23 protein-coding genes and 1 tRNA gene are annotated in these 21740 nt (G+C 40.8%); 17 read left to right on the plus strand and 7 right to left on the minus strand.

Annotated features, from left to right (window positions below; all coding sequences use genetic code 11):
* Nucleotides 1–127: 127 nt before the first annotated feature.
* From ACX3PU_RS00490 to ACX3PU_RS00515, 6 genes are all read left to right on the plus strand, one after another.
* Nucleotides 128–487 (plus strand): hypothetical protein, encoded by a 360-nt coding sequence (locus ACX3PU_RS00490; protein ID WP_459082713.1) that lies wholly within the window; start codon nucleotides 128–130, stop codon nucleotides 485–487.
* Between the two features lie 75 nt (nucleotides 488–562).
* A complete protein-coding gene (locus ACX3PU_RS00495) occupies nucleotides 563–2599 on the plus strand; it encodes a TonB-dependent receptor domain-containing protein (RefSeq protein WP_459082715.1) in 2037 nt (678 codons plus the stop codon).
* A 98-nt stretch (nucleotides 2600–2697) separates the two neighbouring features.
* The gene (locus tag ACX3PU_RS00500) at nucleotides 2698–3141 is read left to right on the plus strand and encodes a hypothetical protein (RefSeq protein WP_459082717.1); all 444 of its coding nucleotides are present in this window, start codon (nucleotides 2698–2700) and stop codon (nucleotides 3139–3141) included.
* Between the two features lie 90 nt (nucleotides 3142–3231).
* Nucleotides 3232–4023, plus strand: coding sequence for a sulfite exporter TauE/SafE family protein (locus ACX3PU_RS00505; protein WP_459082719.1), 792 nt, complete (start codon nucleotides 3232–3234; stop codon nucleotides 4021–4023).
* 218 nt (nucleotides 4024–4241) lie between these two features.
* On the plus strand, nucleotides 4242–5624 hold the full coding sequence (locus ACX3PU_RS00510) for an MBL fold metallo-hydrolase (RefSeq protein WP_459082721.1): 1383 nt from the start codon (nucleotides 4242–4244) through the stop codon (nucleotides 5622–5624).
* Nucleotides 5625–5686: 62 nt separating this feature from the next.
* Nucleotides 5687–5995 (plus strand): thioredoxin family protein, encoded by a 309-nt coding sequence (locus ACX3PU_RS00515; RefSeq protein WP_459082723.1) that lies wholly within the window; start codon nucleotides 5687–5689, stop codon nucleotides 5993–5995.
* Here ACX3PU_RS00515 and ACX3PU_RS00520 read toward each other — a convergent pair.
* Nucleotides 5992–6753 (minus strand): amidohydrolase, encoded by a 762-nt coding sequence (locus tag ACX3PU_RS00520; RefSeq protein WP_459082725.1) that lies wholly within the window; start codon nucleotides 6751–6753, stop codon nucleotides 5992–5994. The genes ACX3PU_RS00515 and ACX3PU_RS00520 overlap by 4 nt on opposite strands.
* Nucleotides 6754–6860: 107 nt before the next feature.
* Between ACX3PU_RS00520 and ACX3PU_RS00525 the strand changes: the two genes are divergently transcribed.
* The 7 genes from ACX3PU_RS00525 (at nucleotide 6861) to ACX3PU_RS00555 (ending at nucleotide 14204) form a co-directional block, all read left to right on the plus strand.
* Complete coding sequence (locus ACX3PU_RS00525) at nucleotides 6861–7301, plus strand: DUF6646 family protein (protein WP_459082727.1); 441 nt, start codon at nucleotides 6861–6863, stop codon at nucleotides 7299–7301.
* Between the two features lie 108 nt (nucleotides 7302–7409).
* The gene (rseP, locus tag ACX3PU_RS00530; protein ID WP_459082729.1) at nucleotides 7410–8747 is read left to right on the plus strand and encodes an RIP metalloprotease RseP; all 1338 of its coding nucleotides are present in this window, start codon (nucleotides 7410–7412) and stop codon (nucleotides 8745–8747) included.
* Between the two features lie 74 nt (nucleotides 8748–8821).
* Nucleotides 8822–8895, plus strand: a tRNA-Asn gene (locus tag ACX3PU_RS00535).
* A 155-nt stretch (nucleotides 8896–9050) separates the two neighbouring features.
* Nucleotides 9051–10763: a sensor histidine kinase gene (locus ACX3PU_RS00540; protein WP_459082731.1), complete on the plus strand. Its 1713-nt coding sequence runs from the start codon at nucleotides 9051–9053 to the stop codon at nucleotides 10761–10763.
* The gene (locus ACX3PU_RS00545; protein WP_459082733.1) at nucleotides 10760–11407 is read left to right on the plus strand and encodes a response regulator; all 648 of its coding nucleotides are present in this window, start codon (nucleotides 10760–10762) and stop codon (nucleotides 11405–11407) included. The genes ACX3PU_RS00540 and ACX3PU_RS00545 overlap by 4 nt, the downstream gene beginning before the upstream one ends.
* 123 nt (nucleotides 11408–11530) lie before the next feature.
* Nucleotides 11531–12901 (plus strand): glycosyltransferase family 2 protein, encoded by a 1371-nt coding sequence (locus tag ACX3PU_RS00550; protein ID WP_459082735.1) that lies wholly within the window; start codon nucleotides 11531–11533, stop codon nucleotides 12899–12901.
* 16 nt (nucleotides 12902–12917) lie between these two features.
* Nucleotides 12918–14204 (plus strand): nucleotide sugar dehydrogenase, encoded by a 1287-nt coding sequence (locus tag ACX3PU_RS00555; RefSeq protein WP_459082737.1) that lies wholly within the window; start codon nucleotides 12918–12920, stop codon nucleotides 14202–14204.
* A 116-nt stretch (nucleotides 14205–14320) separates the two neighbouring features.
* Here the strand turns inward: ACX3PU_RS00555 and rpmA are convergent, their stop codons facing one another.
* Both rpmA and rplU read right to left on the minus strand, forming a co-directional pair.
* A complete protein-coding gene (rpmA, locus tag ACX3PU_RS00560) occupies nucleotides 14321–14578 on the minus strand; it encodes a 50S ribosomal protein L27 (protein ID WP_459082739.1) in 258 nt (85 codons plus the stop codon).
* 25 nt (nucleotides 14579–14603) lie between these two features.
* Nucleotides 14604–15233 (minus strand): 50S ribosomal protein L21, encoded by a 630-nt coding sequence (gene rplU / locus ACX3PU_RS00565; RefSeq protein WP_459082741.1) that lies wholly within the window; start codon nucleotides 15231–15233, stop codon nucleotides 14604–14606.
* Nucleotides 15234–15516: 283 nt separating this feature from the next.
* On the opposite strand from rplU, the gene ACX3PU_RS00570 reads away from it, so the two are divergent.
* Nucleotides 15517–16623: an acyltransferase family protein gene (locus tag ACX3PU_RS00570; protein WP_459082743.1), complete on the plus strand. Its 1107-nt coding sequence runs from the start codon at nucleotides 15517–15519 to the stop codon at nucleotides 16621–16623.
* Between the two features lie 18 nt (nucleotides 16624–16641).
* On the opposite strand, the gene ACX3PU_RS00575 is transcribed toward ACX3PU_RS00570, so the two are convergent.
* The gene (locus ACX3PU_RS00575; RefSeq protein ID WP_459082745.1) at nucleotides 16642–16890 is read right to left on the minus strand and encodes a hypothetical protein; all 249 of its coding nucleotides are present in this window, start codon (nucleotides 16888–16890) and stop codon (nucleotides 16642–16644) included.
* 150 nt (nucleotides 16891–17040) lie between these two features.
* On the opposite strand from ACX3PU_RS00575, the gene ACX3PU_RS00580 reads away from it, so the two are divergent.
* Genes ACX3PU_RS00580 through ACX3PU_RS00590 form a run of 3 tightly spaced genes read left to right on the plus strand, consistent with a single transcriptional unit; the run spans nucleotide 17041 to nucleotide 19695 of the window.
* Nucleotides 17041–17622: a MiaE family protein gene (locus ACX3PU_RS00580; protein WP_459082747.1), complete on the plus strand. Its 582-nt coding sequence runs from the start codon at nucleotides 17041–17043 to the stop codon at nucleotides 17620–17622.
* 20 nt (nucleotides 17623–17642) lie between these two features.
* Complete coding sequence (locus ACX3PU_RS00585) at nucleotides 17643–18263, plus strand: DUF502 domain-containing protein (protein WP_459082749.1); 621 nt, start codon at nucleotides 17643–17645, stop codon at nucleotides 18261–18263.
* 55 nt (nucleotides 18264–18318) lie between these two features.
* Entirely contained in the window at nucleotides 18319–19695 is a 1377-nt protein-coding gene (locus ACX3PU_RS00590) for a tryptophanase (RefSeq protein ID WP_459082751.1), read from the plus strand.
* A gap of 7 nt (nucleotides 19696–19702) precedes the next feature.
* Here ACX3PU_RS00590 and ACX3PU_RS00595 read toward each other — a convergent pair whose 3' ends face one another.
* The 3 genes from ACX3PU_RS00595 to ACX3PU_RS00605 all read right to left on the minus strand — a co-directional run bounded on the left by ACX3PU_RS00595 (nucleotide 19703) and on the right by ACX3PU_RS00605 (nucleotide 21734).
* Nucleotides 19703–20278: a Maf family protein gene (locus ACX3PU_RS00595; protein ID WP_459082753.1), complete on the minus strand. Its 576-nt coding sequence runs from the start codon at nucleotides 20276–20278 to the stop codon at nucleotides 19703–19705.
* Nucleotides 20279–20281: 3 nt separating this feature from the next.
* The gene (locus tag ACX3PU_RS00600; RefSeq protein WP_459082755.1) at nucleotides 20282–20800 is read right to left on the minus strand and encodes a KdsC family phosphatase; all 519 of its coding nucleotides are present in this window, start codon (nucleotides 20798–20800) and stop codon (nucleotides 20282–20284) included.
* Nucleotides 20801–20861: 61 nt separating this feature from the next.
* Nucleotides 20862–21734: a GLPGLI family protein gene (locus ACX3PU_RS00605; protein ID WP_459082757.1), complete on the minus strand. Its 873-nt coding sequence runs from the start codon at nucleotides 21732–21734 to the stop codon at nucleotides 20862–20864.
* Nucleotides 21735–21740: the final 6 nt, after the last annotated feature.

Here is a 21740-nt window from a genome sequence, read left to right on the forward strand (position 1 = left end):
AGAACGCTGAGCCAAAAAAATAATGGAATGAGACTTCTATTTCCTCTTCTACGTGACAAATATCACTTCATTTGCCCTATAATCTCCGCGGTTCCACCGATTCAAAGATTTACCTTTGTAGAACAAAATGAAATGGGTATCCTTACACATATTGTCCCTACTAATCTTTGCAGCAAGCTTTCAAAACTCCCTGCTGCTCGTCGATTATCAGGTCAACCGAAGCTTTTACGAGCTTCACTGTATGAATCAGGACCGTCCGGAACTGGAGTGCCATGGGAAATGTGAACTCACAAAAGCAAGTGAGAATTCAAACTCCCTTTTTAGGCTCGTTCAAATCGGATTTGAATTTCACATACTTCCCTCCGAAAGCACAATTGATTTAAGCCCTCCTAGTAAATTTCGACAAACCCTCCAAAAGATTGGGTATTCTCCTTCTCTATTTAGCAATCCACTCCTTAGCGTACGCACAGCGCCTCCACAATTTTGATTTTTTAACCGATTTTTTTCATGCTACTTCCCATTTTGGGACTTAGCCCGTTTTCTCATTTAAAAATTCAAAATCATGAAGTCAATACCTCATTCAAATCGCTTCTTCGTAGCGTTTTGCATCTATTTCATTACGAGCAACACTCTTCTATTAGCTCAAAATACAATAGACCTAGACACCACCAAAATCCATTCTATTGAACGCGTTACCCTCCGCAAAACTCAAAATAGAGACTCCAAAATAAAAGATCTTACACTTCGAGACACGGATCGACTCACCCATGACGCCGGTCGATTTTTAACTCAATTGCCCGAAATTAGCGGCATTCGCAAAGCGGGTCAGTACGGGATGGATCCCGTTTTGCGTGGATTCAAATACGAACAGCTCAACATTGTAATCGATGGTGGGCTAAGCGCTTTAAACGCTTGCCCAAGCCGAATGGACCCTCCAAGCAGCCAAATAAACATGAACATGGTTCAAGAAGCGCAAATCTACAAAGGCCCTTATCATTTTCGGTACGGCCCTGCTCTTGGGGGTAGCATCAATTTTGTGACCCTAGCCCCTTCCTTTAAGGATTCTATTGTCCTAAGAGGGCGACTTTCATCGGGATATGAATCGAATGGAAGCTTATTTAAGAGTGAGGCCACTGTGTCCTTGCAATCAAAAAAACTGGTCTCAAATCTCTTTGCGGGTTATCAAACAGCTGATTCTTACCAAGATGGCAACGGGACAGAAGTTCCCTCTAGTTTCACTAGATACAATGTGGGATCCAAATCCACCCTTCGTTGGAATGAGCATCAGCAAACCACCCTTCAACTGACCACAAACCAAGCGAGAAATGTAGAATTCGCAGCCCTTAGCATGGATTTGCTCTACGACAAAACATGGATGGCACAACTTGAACACAAAATTCATTTTGACCAGAAATTACTAAAAGTTCTTGATTTCTCAGGGTACGGAAGCTGGGTAGACCATTCCATGGGAACCTATGATTACTCTATGGTATCCAAAGTCTTCTCAAAAACCTACGGAGCTCGAACGGAAGCTACTTTTCAAACTGAGAGCAGCAAGTTCTTCACGGGTCTGGATTTCAAATCCCAGAGTGCTGAAAACAAAGAAATGACAATGCCCATGATGGGTCACTCCATGCAGAGGGAGGGTACAAGTTGGCAAGATTCCACTTTAGATCAATTGGGCTGGTTTAATGAGTTTCAGACCCGGTGGGAGAATTCAAAACTGACCCTTTCCTATCGAATGGATTATGACCACGGACAGGCAAAAGAGCTCTCAGAACTTTTCATCGCTCTTTATGGGAATGGAAAATCAGACAATTTAAACCATAGTTTTAGTGTGGGCTATACAAGAGCACTAAGTACAGCCCTCTCCCTTGCCCTATGGAGCGGGAGAGCTGAGCGTAGCGCAAGTCTATCCGAACGCTACATTAATCGTTTCCCTCAAGGCCTAGACAATTATGAAATGCTCGGGAACCCAAAATTAAAACCTGAAAGTAATTTTCAAACGGATCTCATTCTTTCCTATCAAAATAAGGCATTTTCAATTCAAGCCTCAGGGTTTTACGCTTATCTAACAGACTTCATATCAGGTAAGATCAATGTAGACGTTCCTAAATCCTCCATGGGAAGTCCCGGTGTGAGACAGTATGTGAATTTAGACCGAGCGTTTAAAGCCGGTTTCGAATTGGCGGCCAAATACCATATTAACAGCCATTTCCATAGCTCCTTTGGTCTTGCCTATACCTATGCTGAGAATCTTGTCACAAAAATTCCCCTTGCCGAAATTTCACCTCTCGATTTACGTCTCAACCTGACGGCAAATTTCCATCCTTTGGAACTAGGAGCTAATCTTAGACATACGGGAGCGCAAAATCGAATTGACCCCTCTTTCTCTGAACTAAAAACACCGAGTTTCACCTTGCTCGACTTGGATCTTAAATATTCACTTTTCAAATCCACTTCGATCTTTGCAAGTGTGAGCAATGTGTTTAATGTAGCTTATGCAGAGCATTTAAGCAGAACACTTTCTTCCGATTCAAACCAAAGAATTCTAGCTCCCGGCCGTTCCCTAGGTGTTGGATTTACCACAAATTTTTAATAACCAGATAGACTCGTGCTGAAAAGGGGTTGACCCTCAAAACCAACCCTTTTTTAAGATAAATTCCCTAGATTTGTTATTACATCAATTTAATCGCTATGACACGGACTGAACTAATAGAAGCTTTAATTGAAAAGCAAAAAACCATTATAGATAATTTAGAAAGTTCGGTAGAACGATACCAAACCGCTTCTGATATTGACGAACAAGAAACAAGAGAGCCCGAAGACTTCTCACGACAAACCGAAGCGAAGGATATGCAACTTCGGTTTGAAAAGCTGCTTCGTGAAGCAAAATTAACAGTGGATTTTTTGCTGGAGCAAAAGAATCAGTCACATGAACGATTAGAGAAAGGTGCGCTTGTAAAGACAAGTGGAGATTGGTATTTTCTTGGCGTATCCATTCCTAGCACAGAAATTAACAAAACCGTGATTGTATCGGTCTCGGACCAAGCCCCTGTCTACCGAGAATTTACTTCCAAAAAAATCGGAGATCGCCTAGAGGTTGGTCAGCAGTCCCTTGAAATTCTTGAAATTCTTTAAAAAATATACATAGTTCATTTCCTTAAAGACAAATGGGAAAAAAAATAAATTGTATTACCTTTGAAATCGATCAAAAAAACCAAGTACTAGATGCATATTTTAGGATATTTTTTTGCAATCGTCATCGGTCTCGTCATGGGATTAATTGGGGGCGGTGGCAGTATTTTAAGCGTTCCCGTCTTCGCATACCTCTTTGAAATAGACGCAATTACAGCGACAACGCTTTCCTTATTTGTGGTAGGGGTTACAAGTTCAGTTGGCTCTGTTAGTTTTGTTCGACAAGGACACGTGCAGTTTTCGACTGCATTGCAATTTGGGCTCCCCTCCGTCCTTGGAATCCTCTTTTCAAGAAGAGTGGTTCTTCCCCATCTGCCCCCGTACATTATCAACCGTTGGGGAATCACCATTACCAATGAGATGTTTATTTTGCTCTTATTTGCGATACTAATGCTTATCTCAGCGATTAAAATGATTCAAAAAAAGGAAAGGCCTAGAGGTAGGAAGTTCCAAGAGTCGAACTATACACTTCTTGCTTCGCAAGGACTGCTCGTGGGAATCATCACGGGTTTTATTGGCGCGGGAGGAGGATTTCTAATTGTTCCGGCTCTGGTTATGCTCGTTGGGGTTTCAATGAAACAGGCAGTAGGTACTTCGTTATTTATTATTTCTGTGAACTCACTTATTGGATTCGTGTCCTCATTAGACAAGGTGCATATCGATTGGCCTTTTCTTTTAATCTTCACAGGACTCTCTATCGTAGGGATCTTGGTCGGGGTTGCCTTTGCAAAAAACATAGAATCCAAAAAACTAAAACCGCTTTTTGGATGGGTTGTTCTTTCCATGGGGATCTTCATTATAGTAAAAGAACTTATCCTAAAATAAAACAAGCATGGAAACCACTTTCCACTAAAGAACTCACGTGGAAAAGAAGTGAAAGATCCTTGAAGGCTGAAATTCTTATAGACATAGGAACGAGAAACAAAAGACAAAGTACAGTGATTGATTTCATCAATTGCAACAATGAACCACTTCGTGGGAGGATTTAAAATAATTAGTCGAAATTTGCAATGTATAGCAAAACGACACACAATTTACAGAAGATGAAAATTGAACAAATTTACACAGGATGCCTAGCTCAAGGTGCTTATTATATTGTCTCTGAAGGAGAAGCTGTCATTATTGATCCACTTAGGGAGACCCACCCCTATCTTGAACGCTTGTCCCAAGATGGAGTTGAGTTAAAGTACATTCTCGAAACGCATTTCCATGCAGATTTCGTCTCCGGTCACGTAGATTTAAGTGAAAAAACAGGAGCTCCGATTGTGTACGGTCCCACGGCAGATCCTACTTTTGATGCTACGATTGCAAAGGATGGTGAGATCTTAGAAATTGGGAAAGTGAAAATCAAGGTGCTTCATACACCCGGACACACCATGGAGAGTACCACTTATCTTTTGTTTGACGAAGACCAAAATCCCCATGCTATATTCTCAGGAGACACTCTTTTTCTAGGAGATGTTGGAAGGCCTGATTTGGCTCAAAAAGCAGCAAACCTATCCCAGGAAGAGCTTGCAGGATTGCTTTACGACAGCCTTCAAAACAAAATCATTCCACTTCCCGATGAACTGCTTGTTTATCCGGCACATGGTGCAGGTTCTGCGTGTGGCAAAAACATGCAAAAAGAAACCGTGGATACCCTTGGGAACCAAAAAAGAACCAATTACGCGCTAAACCAGCCAAACAAAGAAGCTTTTGTAGAGGCGGTCCTTGATGGACTCTCAGCACCTCCTCAATATTTTGGGATGAATGTCGCACTCAACAAAGGGGGCTATGCCAGCTTTGATCAGGTGTTAAACAATAGTCTTAGAGCTTTAGAACCGAGTGAATTTGAAAGTGCAGCGGAGCAAAGCGGTGCTCTTATATTAGACACCAGACCGGCCGCAGAGTTTCATAAAGGATTCATCCCGAACTCCATCAATATTGGACTTAAAGGAGATTTTGCACCCTGGGTTGGTGCAATGATAGTGGATGTAAAACAACCCCTACTGCTTGTAACTGAAGATGGGATGGAGCAAGAGGCCATTACAAGACTAGCAAGAGTCGGCTTTGACAATGTAATTGGATATTTAAATAACGGATTCCCTACCTGGAAAGCGAGTGGGAAAGAATCAGATTCCATTGAACGAGTCACTGCACAAAGTTTTGCAAACGAATCAAAACAGGAAGTTAAAATTATTGACGTCCGAAAACCAGAAGAGTTTGAGGCCCAGCATATTGAAGGAGCTATTAATGCGCCATTAGATCAGATTTCTAAATGGGCTAGCAAAATGGATTTAAACCAACCCTTCTTCATTCATTGCGCTGGCGGATACCGTAGCATGATTGCAGGTAGCATCCTCAATTCGAGAGGAATCCGAAATTATAAAGAAATCGAAGGAGGATTTAATTCCATTAAACAACTAGAGGGAATCTCGCTTAAATAACTGCGAAGTACGAGGTTGCCAATTTTACATATTGTAAAAACACAATTAGAAACCCTTTTGTTATGTCACAAAAATTCAAAGAACTTATCGATTCGGAACGTCCCGTGCTCATCGACTTTTTTGCGACCTGGTGCGGTCCTTGCAAAGTACAGTCTTCCGTCTTAACAGAAGTAAAGGATAGAATTGGAGAGCTAGCTAGAATTGTAAAAATCGACGTAGATCAATTTCCAAGCATTGCCGCCGAATACGGAGTTCGGGGTGTTCCCACTTTAGCGATTTTCAAAAATGCAGAACTGCTTTACAAACAAAGTGGAGTTCACGATGTAAATACCCTTGAATCTTTACTTAAAAAACATTCCACGCAGTCCTAGTCCTCAATGGAAAAGTGGTCCCGATCCCCTAGAAATTTGTAATGCTCCCGGTATTTCTGCAAACGTTGTAAATCAATATTGCCCGTAATACCTTCCTTCGTTTCTTCTGCGATCGACTTACCGTCAGCAAAATAAAGATAAGAACTGGGTACATAGTTCAAATCATTTCCATCCATTCCCGTTCGATTCACTCCCAAAACATAGCACTGATTTTCGATTGCGCGAGCTTTGAGTAAACTTTGCCAATGATCGACTCTCTTTTCTGGCCAATTGGCTACGTATAAGATCGCATCATAATCTTCCTTATAACGGGAAAATACAGGAAAACGAAGATCGTAACACACCTGCAATAAAAAGCGAATTCCTTTATAAACTACAATTGTACGCTCCTTCCCAGGGGTATAGATTTTGTCTTCTCCCGAAAAGGAAAAAAGATGGCGTTTGTCATAGTACGCATAGTTCCCCTCAGGATTTACGAAATACATTCGATTCAAATAACTATTCGATTCCTCAATAGCCACACTGCCGCAAACTGCTGCATTCTTTACGCGGGCGAGTTTTCTCATCCATTCTAAGCTCGAGCGGTCTCTATCCGCGATTTGCTTAGGTGACATAGAAAAACCAGTGGAAAACATTTCAGGAAGCACAATTAAATCCACCTCGACGTTCTCTACCAGAGATTCTATGTTTTTAAAATTATATGCCGGATCATGCCACTTTATATCTAAGCTAAGACCAAATAAATGCATTGATTTCATATAGAACTTTTTTTAAATTTATAATAATTTACATATCCGAACCAAATAATTTATTTTTGGCTCCATATTTGAATTCGCTTACTTGAACAATTAAAATTAAAAAAATTATGAAAAAGCTTATTTTAGTATGCTCAATGCTGTTTATAGGTAGCACAGTCTCTGCTCAAGCATGGAATGGAAAAGGAGATCAGAAAGTGCAAGTCGGTCTAAACGGATGGGGCTACGGAACCGGAATCACAGGTAGTTATGACTACGGTTTAGGAGGTATTGTTTCTCTTGGTGCAGGTGCAAACGTGTATTTCGATGGGTACAAAGACAATAACGAAGACAATAACCTATTTGTATTCGGTCGTGTAGGATTCCACTTACAAGAGCCATTAAACTTACCAGAACAATGGGACGTTTATCCAGGCGTTAACATTGGGGTTCTAGGGAAAGACTTTGGTCTAGGCGCACACTTAGGTGTTCGTTACTTCTTCAACCAAAACGTAGGTATCTACGGAGAATTTGGTAACAACGGTAGTTTAGGGGTTTCTTTCAACTTCTAATCCATTCAAAAATAAAGATACAAGGTTCTCTTCTAAAGGGAACCTTTTTGTTTTGGCAGACCTTTGATAATTACTACCTTTGCCCCACTTATTATTTAAATACATTTAATGACTATAGCTCAATTATTTCAGTTTTTCCTAAGTATTTCAATACTTGTGGTTCTCCACGAATTAGGACATTTCCTGCCGGCTAAATATTTTAAAACTCGCGTCGAGAAATTTTACCTCTTTTTTGACCCTTGGTTTTCCCTAGTAAAAAAGAAAATTGGCGGTACCGAATACGGGATCGGATGGTTGCCTTTAGGAGGATACGTGAAAATTGCAGGAATGGTGGACGAGAGTATGGACACCGAACAACTTAAAAAACCGGCAGAGCCATGGGAATTCAGAAGTAAACCGGCATGGCAACGCCTTATCATTATGCTTGGAGGGGTTACCGTTAACTTTTTTCTTGCTTGGCTAATTTACTCTTCCCTTTCTTACTTCAAAGGAGAAAGTTTCCACGACAATACGAAATTTGAAAATGGAATTTCAGTGACCACCGAAGGAAAGAAAATGGGTCTGATGACTGGCGATAAAATCCTGGCTATTGATGGGAAACCTGCAGAGCGATTTGAAACGACCATGGTCAACATGCTTTTCGCAGATGAGGTTACTGTCCTTCGCGAGGGCCAAGAAGTCACTTTTCCAGTAAACGAACATGGCGTAGCGGATGTTTTGAAAGCAAACGAGGCCAAAGCTTATTTTTCTCAACGGTTCCCAACCGTTATAGACAGCATCACACCGAATGGGGGTGCTCAGAAATCAGAATTAAGAAAAGGGGATAAAATTGTAGCCATTGACGGGATGCCGACTCCCTTCTTTGATCAAGTCACAGAAGTATTATCCACAAAACAAAATCAAGACATTACATTAAGTGTTGTTCGAAACAATGAAACCCTTAATACGACTGCAAGAGTGGACAAAGAAGGGAAATTAGGATTCTCAACCGACCTAGCCCCTTTCATAGCTGCTTTGGATCGAACAAACGTAAAGAAAACGTACGGCTTTTTTGAAGCGATCCCAAGAGGTCTGGAACGTACTATCGACGTGCTTGTGATGCAAATCAAACAATTCAAAATTGTCTTCAACAGCACCACACAAGGATATAAAAAAGTTTCTGGACCTATCGGAATTATTAAGCAGATGCCAGAATCCATTAATTGGGAGTTCTTTTGGAGCTTTACCGCGATGTTTTCGGTGTGGTTAGCGTTTTTAAACTTAATCCCAATCCCAGGACTTGACGGAGGTCACGTCGTATTTACTTTATGGGAAATCATTACAGGAAAACCCGTGCCACAGAAAGTTTTAGAGAACGCACAAATGATCGGGGTGATCTTCCTCCTTGGCCTGATGGTGCTTATCTTCGGGAACGATATATTTAAATGGATAACTGGAAAATTTTAATTTTTTTTCCAAAAATAGTTGTGCAAAATTAAAAAACCTATTATATTTGCAGACGCTTAGAAACAGTAAAGCATTCCTCCTTAGCTCAGTTGGTTAGAGCATCTGACTGTTAATCAGAGGGTCCTTGGTTCGAGCCCAAGAGGAGGAGCAAAAACACCTACAACACGTAGGTGTTTTTTTGTGTATTCTTGTCACCTAGCATACGTTTTGGACTTCAAAAAGGTTTCCTCAAAATGTTAAGCAGTCACAAAATCGACTAGAACTTGACTCTTTTTTTATAAATTTGAGAGTTGACATTTACCAATGAACAAATCGCCAGCAAAGTTTAAACCTTTAATTCAATATTCGCTCATTGCCTGTTTGGTACTCATTCAAGGAATCATTTTGATGTTCTTCTATAATGAATACTTCAATTCAAGGAAACTAGAGACGATACGAAAGCAATTGGTAGAAACCCGAGGTCTCACCCAGCTCATGCAGAGCTCACGATCCGAACTGATCGTGACGCAATACAATTTGCAAAAATACATTAGTGGAAACGAGAAGAAGTACTTAGATTCTTACTTCACTTCCCTTCGTAAACTCACCCAGAACATCGATAGCATTAACACACACCCCGACCTCAAGTCTACACTTAGAGGACGACTCAAAACTCAAAATAAACAAACTGCAGAGCTTTCCGACCTGGAACGATTAATTGAAACGGTCTACCAAGATTCAAAGTCGCCCGAGAAGAAAAGTGAACCCATCACGATTGAAAACTATAACATTGAGGAACCTAAACAAACTTTTAACGTCGAATTTCATCGTTCGACTCCCGACACAAGTGCGACCAAAAAGAAGCTTCTTCCTCGCTTAAAAGATGCAATCACCGGCAACGTAGAGGTTAAGCGAGATACTGTATACATCGAAACGTTCTCAGAAAGCACACTTGATACCACCAAAATTAAGAAAGATTTTGACAGTGCCGTCACGGCGGTAAACAATCATTATCTTAGAGAGATCAAGAAATACGAGAGCCGAATTGAAACCACTAGTTCAAAATCAAGCCAGTTGTATGAAAACTACGACCATCTCATTATTCTAAGCAATGACTTGATGGACGTATACGAAAGTACAATTCGCGATGTAAGCCTGGGGTTGCAAAAGGAGTACGACCAGCAAAATTCGAAGAACAATAAAATTCGGAGAAACACGATGCTTGGACTATTGGTTATGATTTTCTTTGTACTGATTGTGGTTCTTTACTATACTAAACAATCCTTTCTTTACGAGAAGCAACTTCGCCTTGCCAACCAGACGATTAGCAACAGTCTTAATTTCAAAAACCGAGTTCTAGGAATGCTGAGCCACGAGATTCGCGCTCCCCTGAAAATCATCAACTTATTCACCTCTAGGATTGCGAGAAAGACTGAGGACCCCACTGTACTGGAAGCCCTCAAATCCATTGAATTCACTAACAACTCTCTTTTGATTCAAGCCAATCAAATTTTAGAATATACCAAAAACCAGAATCAAAAGATTGAACTAAAAGAAGTGGACTTCAATCTTTATGAGGAAATTAGTGCGCTGTTGCATGTATTTAAGCCCTACATAGAATCTCGTAACAATACTTTTGAAATTTTAAATACCATCGATCCTTCGTGGAGAGTTCATGCGGACAATATTAAAATTCATCAAATTTTAACCAACGTTCTTGGGAATGCAAGTAAGTTCACCGAAAATGGAAAAATCACCATCAAAGCGGCAGCTACTCCCCTTAACGACAAGACTCTTACCCTGCATGTGGTTGTGAAAGACACAGGAATCGGAATTTCAAAATCGGACTTGAAGAAAATATTCCAACCCTATTACCAAGGTCTCGTATCGGAAGAAATTGACAATTTAGGCGCTGGACTTGGTTTAAATCTTTGCAAAGAAATAGTGGATTTATTTGGCGGCACTATTTCTGCTGATAGTAAACTCGGAGAGGGAACTGAGATACAGTTCCGGCTCAATCTTGACCTTGTAAAATGAATTTAAATACAACAACCCTTAATTTCTTATTGGCAGACGATCATCATATTGTTCGCCAAGGCATTCGTTTTATCCTTAGTGACCTCCTAGACTCATACACCGTATTAGAGGCCTCGAACCTGAAAGAAATTAAAAACACCCTTTCCCACAATGTAGTTGACATTGCGATTATGGACGCCCAATATCCTGACGGAAATTGCCTCACCATACTACCCGAAATAAGAGAGCAATATCCAAATCTTAAGATCCTTATCTTCTCTAGCTTTGAAGAGAGTGATCATTCCCTGAAATTTTTAGAGGCAGGTGCAAACGGTTTTCTTAACAAACTTAGTAACGAAAGCGAAATCGAAGAGGCGATTCAAAATATGCTAGAGAAAGGGGAATACATTGCCCCTTTGACTCGTACATTAATGAACTTGTCTCAGCACAACCCCAACCTATTAAACCCACTCAACCAACTCTCTTCAAGAGAGTTACAAATTGCAGAGTTGCTAGCCAAAGGCTATGGAAATCTCGAAATATCCAATGAACTCGCTCTTAAACAAAACACCATTTCCACTTTCAAGAAACGAATCATGGAAAAATTGGGACTCAATTCTTTAGTCGAATTGGTCGAACTTGTTAAAACACATCAAATTCTTTAACACTCTTTAGTAGTGAAACATCTATAAGGAGCTCGACATACATCGGGCGAAATCCCCCCTTTTCCTCCCTGTTATCCACTTTCTTTGTATAGCGATTTTAACAAATCTAAAAACAAAAGAAAGATGACTGAAAAATATACGCTCAATGGTCCCATACCGCAACTAGAAAAAAAGAAGAAAATTTTCCGCAAACGAGATTTCACAATCTTACTTGGAGTTCAAATTTTGATGTTTAGTGCAATCTTTGCAGTGGTCAATTTCAGACCTTACTATGAAGAGTTTCATCTGAAAAGACTGGAAACCCCTCTAGGTAAATTTGTGGCAATTTTCCTTGTGTCCATCCTTGCCTTTCAACTACTCTTCCTTCTTTACATTGTCTACCAGTACTTCAAATACAAACCTGTGGCCTCTGTTAGCGATAGCGAGCTTCCCACGTGTACCATTCTAGTTCCCGCGTACAACGAAGGTTCTCTCGTCTACCATACCCTTAAAAGTATCACCGAAAGCAACTATCCTGCAGACAAACTTGAAATTATGGCTATCGATGATGGGAGCAAGGACGACACCTGGTACTGGATTCAAAGAGCCGCAAATGAATTAGGTGGCAGAGTGAAAACTTTACAACAGGCAGAAAACAAAGGAAAACGTCATGCACTTCACCGGGGATTCACTACGGGAACAGGTGAAATATTTATTACAATTGACAGTGATTCCGTTGTAGAACCTGACACCTTACGAAACCTAGTAAGTCCGTTTGTGACCAATCCGAACTGCGGAGCAGTGGCCGGAAACGTAAAGGTGCTTAACAAAGGCCAAGGAACGATTCCTAAAATGCTAAACGTAAGTTTTGTATTCAGTTTTGAATTTATGCGTGCAGCGCAGAGTTCCCTAGGCTTTGTCCTTTGTACTCCTGGCGCTCTTTCTGCCTACCGCAGAAATGCCGCACTGCATTCTCTTTCACAATGGATCAACCAGAAGTTTATGGGCAATTATGCCACGATTGGTGAAGACCGCGCCATGACGAACTTCATTCTAGAGCAAGGATACGATGTGCAGTTTCAGAGAAATGCAAATGTCCTTACAAATACACCCATAGGCTATAAAAATCTTCATAAGATGTTTACCCGTTGGGGCAGAAGTAATGTACGGGAAACCTTGATGATGAACCGATTCATTTTCAAAAATTTCCGTGCTAAGAATAAGGCAGGTGCTCGCCTTATTTTCGTGAATCAATGGATGAAAATCCTTCTCACGTATCCAATCACACTCATTATGTTATACTTCGTTTTAACTCATCCGCTAATTTACCTAAGTTCTGCGCTAGTAGGTACCTTTATATTCTCTAGCATCCAAATGGCCTTTTTCACAAAACGTTATAATTTTGCAGATTCCCTCTGGGCTTATCCGTACAGTCTATTTTACCTGGTTGCTCTGTTTTGGATTTCACCCTTTGCGATTGCGACCGTTAAAAACGGAGGTTGGTTGACTCGTTAATATTCAAATCCACACAATGAAGAAAAAAATAGCCGTCATTGGTCAAGGATATGTAGGCCTTCCTTTGGCATTAGAATTCGCAAAACAGCATCCGGTACTCGGATATGACATAAACGAAAAACGTGTAGAGAGTCTAAACCAAGGACTGGATGAAACTCTGGAGGCAGATCCAATCGATCTTAAAGATCGCTTGGATCTTGCCCGTTCGAGCGAATTCCAAAAGGGGTATCAAGCAAGCAGCGATCTGCATGATCTAAAATCTGCACAAATCTACATCGTCACGGTACCTACACCAATTAATGATTTTAACGCGCCCGATTTACGACCGCTTCTTGAAGCCTCTAAATCCGTTGGAAAAGTGCTTAAACCCGGTGACATTGTAATTTATGAATCTACGGTTTACCCAGGCTGTACGGAAGAGGAGTGCATTCCTCTATTGGAAGCGCAATCACAATTAAGATTCAACGAAGATTTCTTCGTCGGGTATTCTCCCGAACGTATTGTTCCTGGAGACAAAATAAACACCCTTACCACCATCAAAAAAGTAACTTCGGGTTCCACCCCTGAGGCAGCAGAGGAAATAGACACGCTTTACAGATCAATCATTAAAGCGGGTACTCATAAAGCTCCAAGTCTAAAAGTAGCCGAAGCCTCAAAGGCAATTGAAAATGCTCAGCGCGATGTGAACATCTCGTTCGTAAACGAACTTGCTCTTATCTTTGATCGTGTTGGAATTGATACGCAGGATGTTTTAGAGGCAGCAGGCACAAAATTTAACTTCTTGCCTTACCAACCCGGTCTCGTAGGAGGTCATTGCATCTCAGTGGATCCTTATTATTTAGCACATAAGGCTGTACAACTTGGGTACCATCCCAATGTTATTCTATCAGGACGCCGGGTCAACGATTCTGTATCCGAGTTCATTGCTTCGAAAGTGGTCAAACTCATGATTCAAAAAAACATGACGATTAAAGATTCGTCAGTTTTGATTCTAGGAGCCACCTTCAAAGAGAACTGTCCTGACATTCGGAACACTAAAATTGTAGATGTTTACAAGGAACTGAAAGACTATGGAGCGAAAATCGACCTGTACGATCCTTGGGCAAACCCGGAGGAAGTTCGAGCCCATTATGGTATTCCTTTGCTTCAAAGCTTAGGAGATAAAAAATACGATGCAATTATTCTTGCAGTAGCTCACGAGGAATTCTTATCTCTGGATTTAGAACCATTAAAGAATAGTCCATCGGTCGTCTTTGATATCAAAGCAAAGCTAAACCGAGATTTGGTAGATGCTCGTTTGTAAGAATCTTTCTCTGTATACTCTTGTGGAAGCAAAAGAGGAAAATCCTAAAAAACAATGCACATAAAAACGACCAATCGAAATTCGATTGGTCGTTTTGAGTTATAAAACGCCTTTTCTTATGCGTTTGGATCTACAGATACGAAAGATCTGTTGTTTGCTTTCTTTCTGAAAACTACTTTACCGTCAATAAGTGCAAATAAAGTATGGTCTTTTCCAATACCCACGTTATCACCTGGGTGATGTTGAGTACCTCTCTGTCTTACGATGATGTTCCCAGCGATTGCGTCTTGTCCGCCGAAAATCTTCACTCCTAATCTCTTGGAATGAGACTCTCTACCGTTTTTGGAACTACCAACTCCTTTTTTGTGTGCCATTTTATTCTAGGTTTTAAAGGGTTTGTTATTTTTTTACTTCTTTGAATTGTGCAATGTTCTTCTCGATTAAAGCATCTACTTCTTCGTGAGAAAGAACTTTTTTACCTAATTCGCTCTTAAGCTCCTTTCCAAGAGTAATAAGAGTTTCTCTGTTGTCTTTAGATTGAGAAAGTTCGTTTTTCTTTAAGTGATAGTTCAATTCATGATCTTCACCAAAGTTAACGGTTGCTCTATCTTCATTGGATGCAGTCGTGGTCGCTCCTTTCGCTTCTACTTTAGCTTCTGCTTTCACAGTTTTTACTTCTGACTTAGCGCTTTCTTTCTTTGCAGATTTTTTCGCCCCTTCAAATCCAGTAATTCCTGTAATTTGAATTTGAGTCAATTGTTGTCTGTGACCGTTCTTTTTAGCGTACCCTTTTCTTCTTTTCTTTTTGAAAATGATCACCTTGTCCGCTTGAACGTGGTCTAAAATTTCAGCATCTACTGTGATACCGTCTACAGCCGGGGCGCCAACTGTTGTTGCTCCGTTTACAGTTAGAAGAACTTTGTCGAAAGAAACTTTCGCGCCTTTATCTCCTTTTAAACGGTTTACAAACAACTTCTGGTCTTGCTCAACTTTGTACTGAAGCCCTGCTATCTCTACAATTGCAAACATTGTCTATAATTTTTATTTGTTAATAATCTTCTTTTGAGTCTGCAAAATTAAGAAATTTTTCTGAACCACAAAGAGTTACTGCTAAAATTTAGCAACAAAAATAGGCCATTCGAGCCACTAAGTAATTACTTTGCTTTTCCAAACTCATTAATTCACAGTGTGACTCGCTCGAATTCCTCACTTTTTAGAGGGCTCCGCTCTAAATCTATCCTTAATAAGGAGACAAAATAGACCTAGAGAAATAGCTGGAAGAATTGTATATTTGATTAAACAATTTTCAACTATGAAGCGAGATCTGTACATCGATTTTGCAAAAGGGTTTGCCACGCTTTCTGTAATCTTCATTCATACGGTTTTTTGGTCCGGACAGTATTATGTCCCGACGGAAGTCCGCATTTTGTCACTCCTTATTGACGTCCCTCTATTTTATGCGCTCAGCGGACTCACCTCAAGCGGAAAAGTTGAAAAAACCTTATTTCGCCTCTTAAAGCTACAAATCACCTATATGATTTTTGTAACGCTCCTGTTTTTCCTCGACTATCTTTTTAAAGTGGTGGGGCTATGGGCCGTGGGGCTCGAAGGGTTGCAAAATTTCTATTCCACCTTTGGTTCCAAGTACACACCTGGAAGCATTTCCACGTATCCTCAGTGGCAAAACCTAGGAAATTGGTATCTCCATCGCTACACCAATGCGGACACCTTCCCTGTCGTCATGGGAAGCTTTTGGTATCTTAAAGTCTATTTTATACTAACGGTTTTAGGGGTCCTGATTTTACGGTATCTACCCCGGCATATCAACTGGATTATTGGACTTTGCCTCGGACTTACTGTGCTTTTTTATCTGTTCCCACATTACTACCCGAAAGGTCAGGTCGGGTACGTCACAATTTATTTGGCCATGTTCCTTTGTGCACATCAAATTAAAGGCAAAAAGCTTTCTCGCTCTACAGTAGTACTATTGTATACAGGAGTAGGCGCTGCGATTTTCTGGCTATTTCAATCCTATGGGACGGAAATTTTTTATCGAATCAATAAAGAAAAATTCCCTCCAAAGATCCCCTACATTGTCTGGACATTATTTTCAATTGTCACCTTGTTTGTCCTTTACAATCGATTAAAAATTAACAAAAATAATTTCGTTACCTATATTGGTGAAAATGCAATCTTCTTCTATTTTGCCCAGGGGATTAGTTCCTCGCTGATCTATTTTGTTGTGGTTCCGTTTCAAAATCAGTTCCCTTGGGGTGTGTTTTTGATTCTGATCTTCCTTCTTAACGCAACGCTTGCATTTGGCCTTGCCGTAGTGCTGAAAAAGGTGGACGCTCTCGGCTGGGACGCCTTGCGATTCTTAAAAGAAAAAACCACCCCTAAAACTAAGGATGGCTTCTAAGAATTGAGAAATAATAGTTTAATCTCTATTATTTCCTCGTACTATAACTGCAATCAGGATGATAAGGACTAAACCTCCAATCACCCAGTAAAGTGGATTGCTCATCCATTCTGTGCTTGTCGTGGTCGTCTTGGTGCTAGTCGTGACATCCACATCTAGTGGTTCGGTGGTTTCTTGTGCAAATGCAAAAATGCTTGCAAAGAACATAATAGCTAAAAGACTCAGCTTTTCATACTTACGTTTAATAAAGGTTGTTGAGGTTTTCATAATTTATGTTTATTGATTCTTTATCTGCAGTTCAATTGAAGTGCCAACTAAGGGCAAACCTTTTCAAAACAAAGGAATTTTATAAATTTGTATCATTATTATGAAAAGAGTACTATATTTGAGTGACTCGCTAGGAACAAATGAAAGAGTATGTTTAAACTAAAATTGCCAACCGATCCGAGGTGGGCGAACCTTGCCAAAGAAAATATTGAAGAGATTCTTACAGATCATGCGTGGTGTGAACAAAAAGCGGCCTCTAACGCCATTACACTGATCACGATGCTTCCAGAACATACCGCAATCGTAACTGAACTATTGAGCATTGCGCAGGAGGAGCTAGAGCACTTAAGACTTGTGCATGAAATCATTAAGGAGAGAGGCTATGTCCTCGGCAGAGCCAGAAAAGACGACTACGTAAACGATTTGGCAAAATTCATGATTCAAGGGAGTCGCCAAGATTTAATTATTGACCGAATGCTGTTTGCCGCTATTATTGAGGCCAGAAGCTGTGAGCGTTTCAAAGTTCTCACTGAAACCCTACAACACGATCCCCAACTACAAGAATTTTACCACCAACTTATGATCTCTGAAGCAGGACATTATGCTACCTTTATTGCGTTTGCAAGGGAACTGGGCGATCCAGATAAAGTCAATAAGCGCTGGGAACAGTGGCTGGAGCATGAGGCCAAGGTTATTCAAAGCTACGGAAAAAGTCAAACCATACACGGGTAAAACTTAAAATAAACCTTTCGATGCAAAACCAAAAACGAAAAGACCTGCTTAGCCAACTGATCCAGAATTTTTTTCAGGGGTTAATGATTATAGGTCCTTTCGGCCTTACCGTTTTTGTGTTTTGGTATATCATTTCCTCTATTGAAGAAAGTGTACCCTACCTTTCTAATAAGCTCTACCCTGGCATTACCTTTCTTCTGGTTCTCATTTCCATTGTACTCATCGGATATCTTGGAAATAAATTCGTTTTCGGCCGACTCGTACTAGGTCGTATGGACACGGTTCTTGAGCGAATGCCCGGTTTTAAGCACATATACTCCCCGACCAAAGATCTAATGTCTTCCTTTGTGGGAGACAAGAAAAAATTCACACAGCCTGTTTGGGTTCGCGTGAATAGCGCACCGGAGATCTGGCGAATTGGTTTTTTAACCCAAAAAGATCTGCTAGCTGTGGGCATGAATGGCAAAGTTGCCGTCTACCTCCCCCATTCCTACGCAATTTCAGGTTGGGTCATTATCACCGAACAGCAGAACGTAAAACCGGTGGAAGGAATGAGTGCTGCAACGGCAATGAAATTTGCAGTGAGTGGAGGCGTGGCTGGATTCCATTCGAACGATGCCGTTTTTAAATCTCCGGAGTGATCCCTTTTTTTACTCTGAAATTTTAAACTACATTTATTACTCTAATTATACTCCAATGAAATTACCCTACGCGGAACCCTATAAAATGAAAATGGTTGAACCAATCACTCAGTCCACCGAGGCTCAACGAGAAGAGTGGATCGCCAAAGCTGAATTCAATTTATTTAATTTAGAAAGCCACAAAGTTTTTGTGGACTTATTGACCGACAGTGGCACAGGCGCCATGAGCGATCGGCAATGGGCTGCCTTAATGAGCGCGGATGAAAGTTACGCCGGTTCACGCTCCTTTCATGATTTAAAAGACTCTGTCACAAAGATTACCGGATACCCCTATCTCTTGCCAACCCATCAAGGTCGAGCGGCAGAAAACGTGCTTTTTTCGGCATTGGTAAAAGAAAATGATGTCGTACCGGGAAATTCCCACTTTGACACAACCAAAGGGCATATTGAATTTCGAAAAGCAAGCGCAATTGACTGTACAATTGCAGAGGCTTTTATCACGGAGCTAGAACATCCCTTCAAAGGAAACATCGATCTCGAAAAACTAGAAGAGGTGTACCAATCCTATCCGAAGTCTCAGATTCCGTTCTGCTTAATTACCGTCACTTGCAATACTTCAGGAGGCCAGCCCGTTTCCCTTGAAAATATAAAAGCAGTTTGTAAACTATCCGAACAATACGAAATCCCTGTGTTTTTCGACGGAGCACGCTTTGCGGAAAATGCCTATTTCATTAAAGAAAGAGAGCCCGGCCAAAAGAACAAATCAATCAAAGATATTTGTCTTGAAATGTTTTCTTTTGGAGACGGTATGACCATGAGCTCCAAAAAGGACGGGCTTGTGAACATTGGCGGTTTTGTTGCACTAAGAAGTGAGGATCTTTTCAAAAAAGCATCTACGTTCACGATTATTTATGAAGGTTTTATTACTTATGGAGGAATGAGCGGAAGGGACATGGCTGCTCTTGCCGTAGGCTTAAACGAAGCCACCGAGTTTGAATACCTAGAAAGTAGAATCGCTCAAGTACGCTATTTAGGCGATCGACTCATTGAAATGGGAATCCCGGTGCAAAAACCAATTGGCGGGCATGCCGTTTTTGTGGATGCTTTAAAATTTTTACCCAATGTGCCTAGAGAAGAATTTCCAGCACAAACCTTAGGTGTGGAACTATATAAGGAGGCAGGAATACGCGGAGTAGAAATTGGCGCAATTTTAGCCGACCGTGACCCTCAAACGAGAGAAAACCGGTATCCAAAAACCGAGTTCCTTCGCCTTGCCATTCCTCGTCGTACTTATACAGACAACCATATGGAATACATTGCGATTGCTTTGAAAAATGTATTTGAACGCAGAGATTCGATCACCAAAGGATACGAAATCACACAAGAAGCGCCAATCATGCGTCACTTTACGGTTCAACTTCGACCGGCATAGAAAATAATTAGAATTTAGGACTCAGCCCCTGCGATACCAATTCTTGGTATACGCGGTGGGTGGGCAATCCCATAATGGTGTAGAAGCTTCCTGTCAAGCTTTTGATTTTGGCCATTCCGATCCATTCTTGAATACCATAACTTCCCGCCTTGTCAAAAGGCTTGAAATTTGCGATGTAAAAATCAATCTCGGAAGTAGCTAAGGCTTCAAATTCCACTTGGGCACTTTGCGTAAAACTAAGCGTTTCTTCGAACGTTCGTAAACAAACACCCGTATACACCGTGTGCGTCTTATCAGAGAGTTTCAAAAGCATTTCCATAGCCTGAGTGGCATCCTTCGGCTTTCCTAAAACCTGCTGTCCTAGAGCCACAATGGTATCGCAAGTAAGCAGTAACTCCGAGGATTTTAATTCAGAAAAATGTTTGCTTTTCTCAATCGCGAGGTACTCCGCAATTTTTGAAACCTCCAGGTTTTGAGGATACGTTTCTTCGCATTCAATGCGAACCGTTTGGAATTCAAAACCCAAAGCAGCAAGAAGCTCACTTCGCCTTGGCGATTGGGAGCCTAATAATAAGTTTCTCATAAGTTAGCGCGATTGCGTGTCGTCCTCAATCCACTGAGAATTCGATTTAAGGACTTGTTCGATCACATCTCTGACCGCTCCTTTGCCTCCTTGGATAGGGGATATGTACTGACAAATGGCCTTCACCTCAGGAACCGCATTGATAGGACAGGTGGCAAGTGCCACTTTTCGAAGAATTGATAGATCGGGTATGTCATCGCCCATCATTAAAAGCTGGCTATCCTCTAAATCATACCTGTTTTTAAAGACCTCTAAATCACTTAATTTATTCGAAGATTTGGGGAAATAATCGGTAATACCCAAATAATTCAGACGGTGCCTTACCATCGGATCGTCCCCACCAGTAATGACCCCTATTTTATATCCTAATTTCAAGGCCCTAATCACCGCATACCCGTCTAAAACATTCATGACTCGGGATTGATGCCCACCAGGCATCAAGAAAACACTTCCATCGGTAAAAACCCCGTCCACGTCGAACACAAAAGCTTTTATTTGTTTTAATTGGTATTTATAGGACATTTACTTTGATTAGCTAAATAGGATACAAAAATAATTAATATTAAATACGAACCCCACTGCACTACGGAATTAATTCAATAGGATTGTTATTGGCTTTCATTTTATCGCGCGCATTCTTCTCCATGCTTCGCAATATTTCACTAGGATTGCTCGTGGCGGAACCGTTGAAACTTACGGAAACCGTCGTGTTGGGACGACTAAGCATTTCACGCATCCCTTTTACGGGATCCTTTTGATAGGCTTGAAGCTGCTTTATGTACTGCGTGCGAGTGATGTCAAGTTTCTTTTTTGAGATAAATGGAATGGATCTTCCGTTGGGTAGCTCCATATCTCCTAGTGCAGAATCCGTATTTTGTTTTTGAAATGCTTTCAATTCCATTAAGTGAGACCCGCTTAAATCCTCTACTTTTACAATAAGGCCTGGCAGTCCATGGAACTTATAAGGTCCGTCTTGAATCGGAACTTCCATGGTAAACCACGCGGTCCAATCTCTTCCGGCAAAATGAGTGGTCGCTTTTTGGGCTAGAAACTCTCCAATTTGCATTTTTTCAGGAAGAATCTCCCATTTCATCTCACGATCTTCAGGTACACGATAATGATCGCTCCCAACGGCAGTGTTCAGAAAAACTTGGTAATCGGGATAGGTCTTTTCTACTTCGTAATCCACTTTCCCTGGGTTTTTCTTTTCAATGTTAATGCTTTTCGAACCCGATTCAATCTGCTTCTTTAAAGAAGCATAGGAAATGGAATCGCTTTCAAAAGTTTGCTTACTGAAGTATTTAGATCCATTTTTATTTATGTCCAAATACATCCATTCCGACTGAATACTATCTTGTTTCGTCGAATCACTTGCAAATTTATATTCATATAAAGCACGTGACTGCGCTCCTAGAAGCAGGGAAAATAAAACAAAGACCAGAGAAAATAATTTCATACTAAT

It is taken from the genome of Chryseobacterium sp. A301, assembly GCF_054489425.1.

Excerpts from the sequence above, each read along its gene's own strand:
- ACX3PU_RS00490 (WP_459082713.1), top strand. The coding sequence starts at position 128 with ATGAAATGGGTATCCTTACACATATTGTCCCTACTAATCTTTGCAGCA.
- ACX3PU_RS00495 (WP_459082715.1), top strand. The coding sequence starts at position 563 with ATGAAGTCAATACCTCATTCAAATCGCTTCTTCGTAGCGTTTTGCATC.
- ACX3PU_RS00500 (WP_459082717.1), top strand. The coding sequence starts at position 2,698 with ATGACACGGACTGAACTAATAGAAGCTTTAATTGAAAAGCAAAAAACC.
- ACX3PU_RS00505 (WP_459082719.1), top strand. The coding sequence starts at position 3,232 with ATGCATATTTTAGGATATTTTTTTGCAATCGTCATCGGTCTCGTCATG.
- ACX3PU_RS00510 (WP_459082721.1), top strand. The coding sequence starts at position 4,242 with ATGAAAATTGAACAAATTTACACAGGATGCCTAGCTCAAGGTGCTTAT.
- ACX3PU_RS00515 (WP_459082723.1), top strand. The coding sequence starts at position 5,687 with ATGTCACAAAAATTCAAAGAACTTATCGATTCGGAACGTCCCGTGCTC.
- ACX3PU_RS00520 (WP_459082725.1), bottom strand. The coding sequence starts at position 6,753 with ATGAAATCAATGCATTTATTTGGTCTTAGCTTAGATATAAAGTGGCAT.
- ACX3PU_RS00525 (WP_459082727.1), top strand. The coding sequence starts at position 6,861 with ATGAAAAAGCTTATTTTAGTATGCTCAATGCTGTTTATAGGTAGCACA.
- rseP (WP_459082729.1), top strand. The coding sequence starts at position 7,410 with ATGACTATAGCTCAATTATTTCAGTTTTTCCTAAGTATTTCAATACTT.
- ACX3PU_RS00540 (WP_459082731.1), top strand. The coding sequence starts at position 9,051 with ATGAACAAATCGCCAGCAAAGTTTAAACCTTTAATTCAATATTCGCTC.
- ACX3PU_RS00545 (WP_459082733.1), top strand. The coding sequence starts at position 10,760 with ATGAATTTAAATACAACAACCCTTAATTTCTTATTGGCAGACGATCAT.
- ACX3PU_RS00550 (WP_459082735.1), top strand. The coding sequence starts at position 11,531 with ATGACTGAAAAATATACGCTCAATGGTCCCATACCGCAACTAGAAAAA.
- ACX3PU_RS00555 (WP_459082737.1), top strand. The coding sequence starts at position 12,918 with ATGAAGAAAAAAATAGCCGTCATTGGTCAAGGATATGTAGGCCTTCCT.
- rpmA (WP_459082739.1), bottom strand. The coding sequence starts at position 14,578 with ATGGCACACAAAAAAGGAGTTGGTAGTTCCAAAAACGGTAGAGAGTCT.
- rplU (WP_459082741.1), bottom strand. The coding sequence starts at position 15,233 with ATGTTTGCAATTGTAGAGATAGCAGGGCTTCAGTACAAAGTTGAGCAA.
- ACX3PU_RS00570 (WP_459082743.1), top strand. The coding sequence starts at position 15,517 with ATGAAGCGAGATCTGTACATCGATTTTGCAAAAGGGTTTGCCACGCTT.
- ACX3PU_RS00575 (WP_459082745.1), bottom strand. The coding sequence starts at position 16,890 with ATGAAAACCTCAACAACCTTTATTAAACGTAAGTATGAAAAGCTGAGT.
- ACX3PU_RS00580 (WP_459082747.1), top strand. The coding sequence starts at position 17,041 with ATGTTTAAACTAAAATTGCCAACCGATCCGAGGTGGGCGAACCTTGCC.
- ACX3PU_RS00585 (WP_459082749.1), top strand. The coding sequence starts at position 17,643 with ATGCAAAACCAAAAACGAAAAGACCTGCTTAGCCAACTGATCCAGAAT.
- ACX3PU_RS00590 (WP_459082751.1), top strand. The coding sequence starts at position 18,319 with ATGAAATTACCCTACGCGGAACCCTATAAAATGAAAATGGTTGAACCA.
- ACX3PU_RS00595 (WP_459082753.1), bottom strand. The coding sequence starts at position 20,278 with ATGAGAAACTTATTATTAGGCTCCCAATCGCCAAGGCGAAGTGAGCTT.
- ACX3PU_RS00600 (WP_459082755.1), bottom strand. The coding sequence starts at position 20,800 with ATGTCCTATAAATACCAATTAAAACAAATAAAAGCTTTTGTGTTCGAC.
- ACX3PU_RS00605 (WP_459082757.1), bottom strand. The coding sequence starts at position 21,734 with ATGAAATTATTTTCTCTGGTCTTTGTTTTATTTTCCCTGCTTCTAGGA.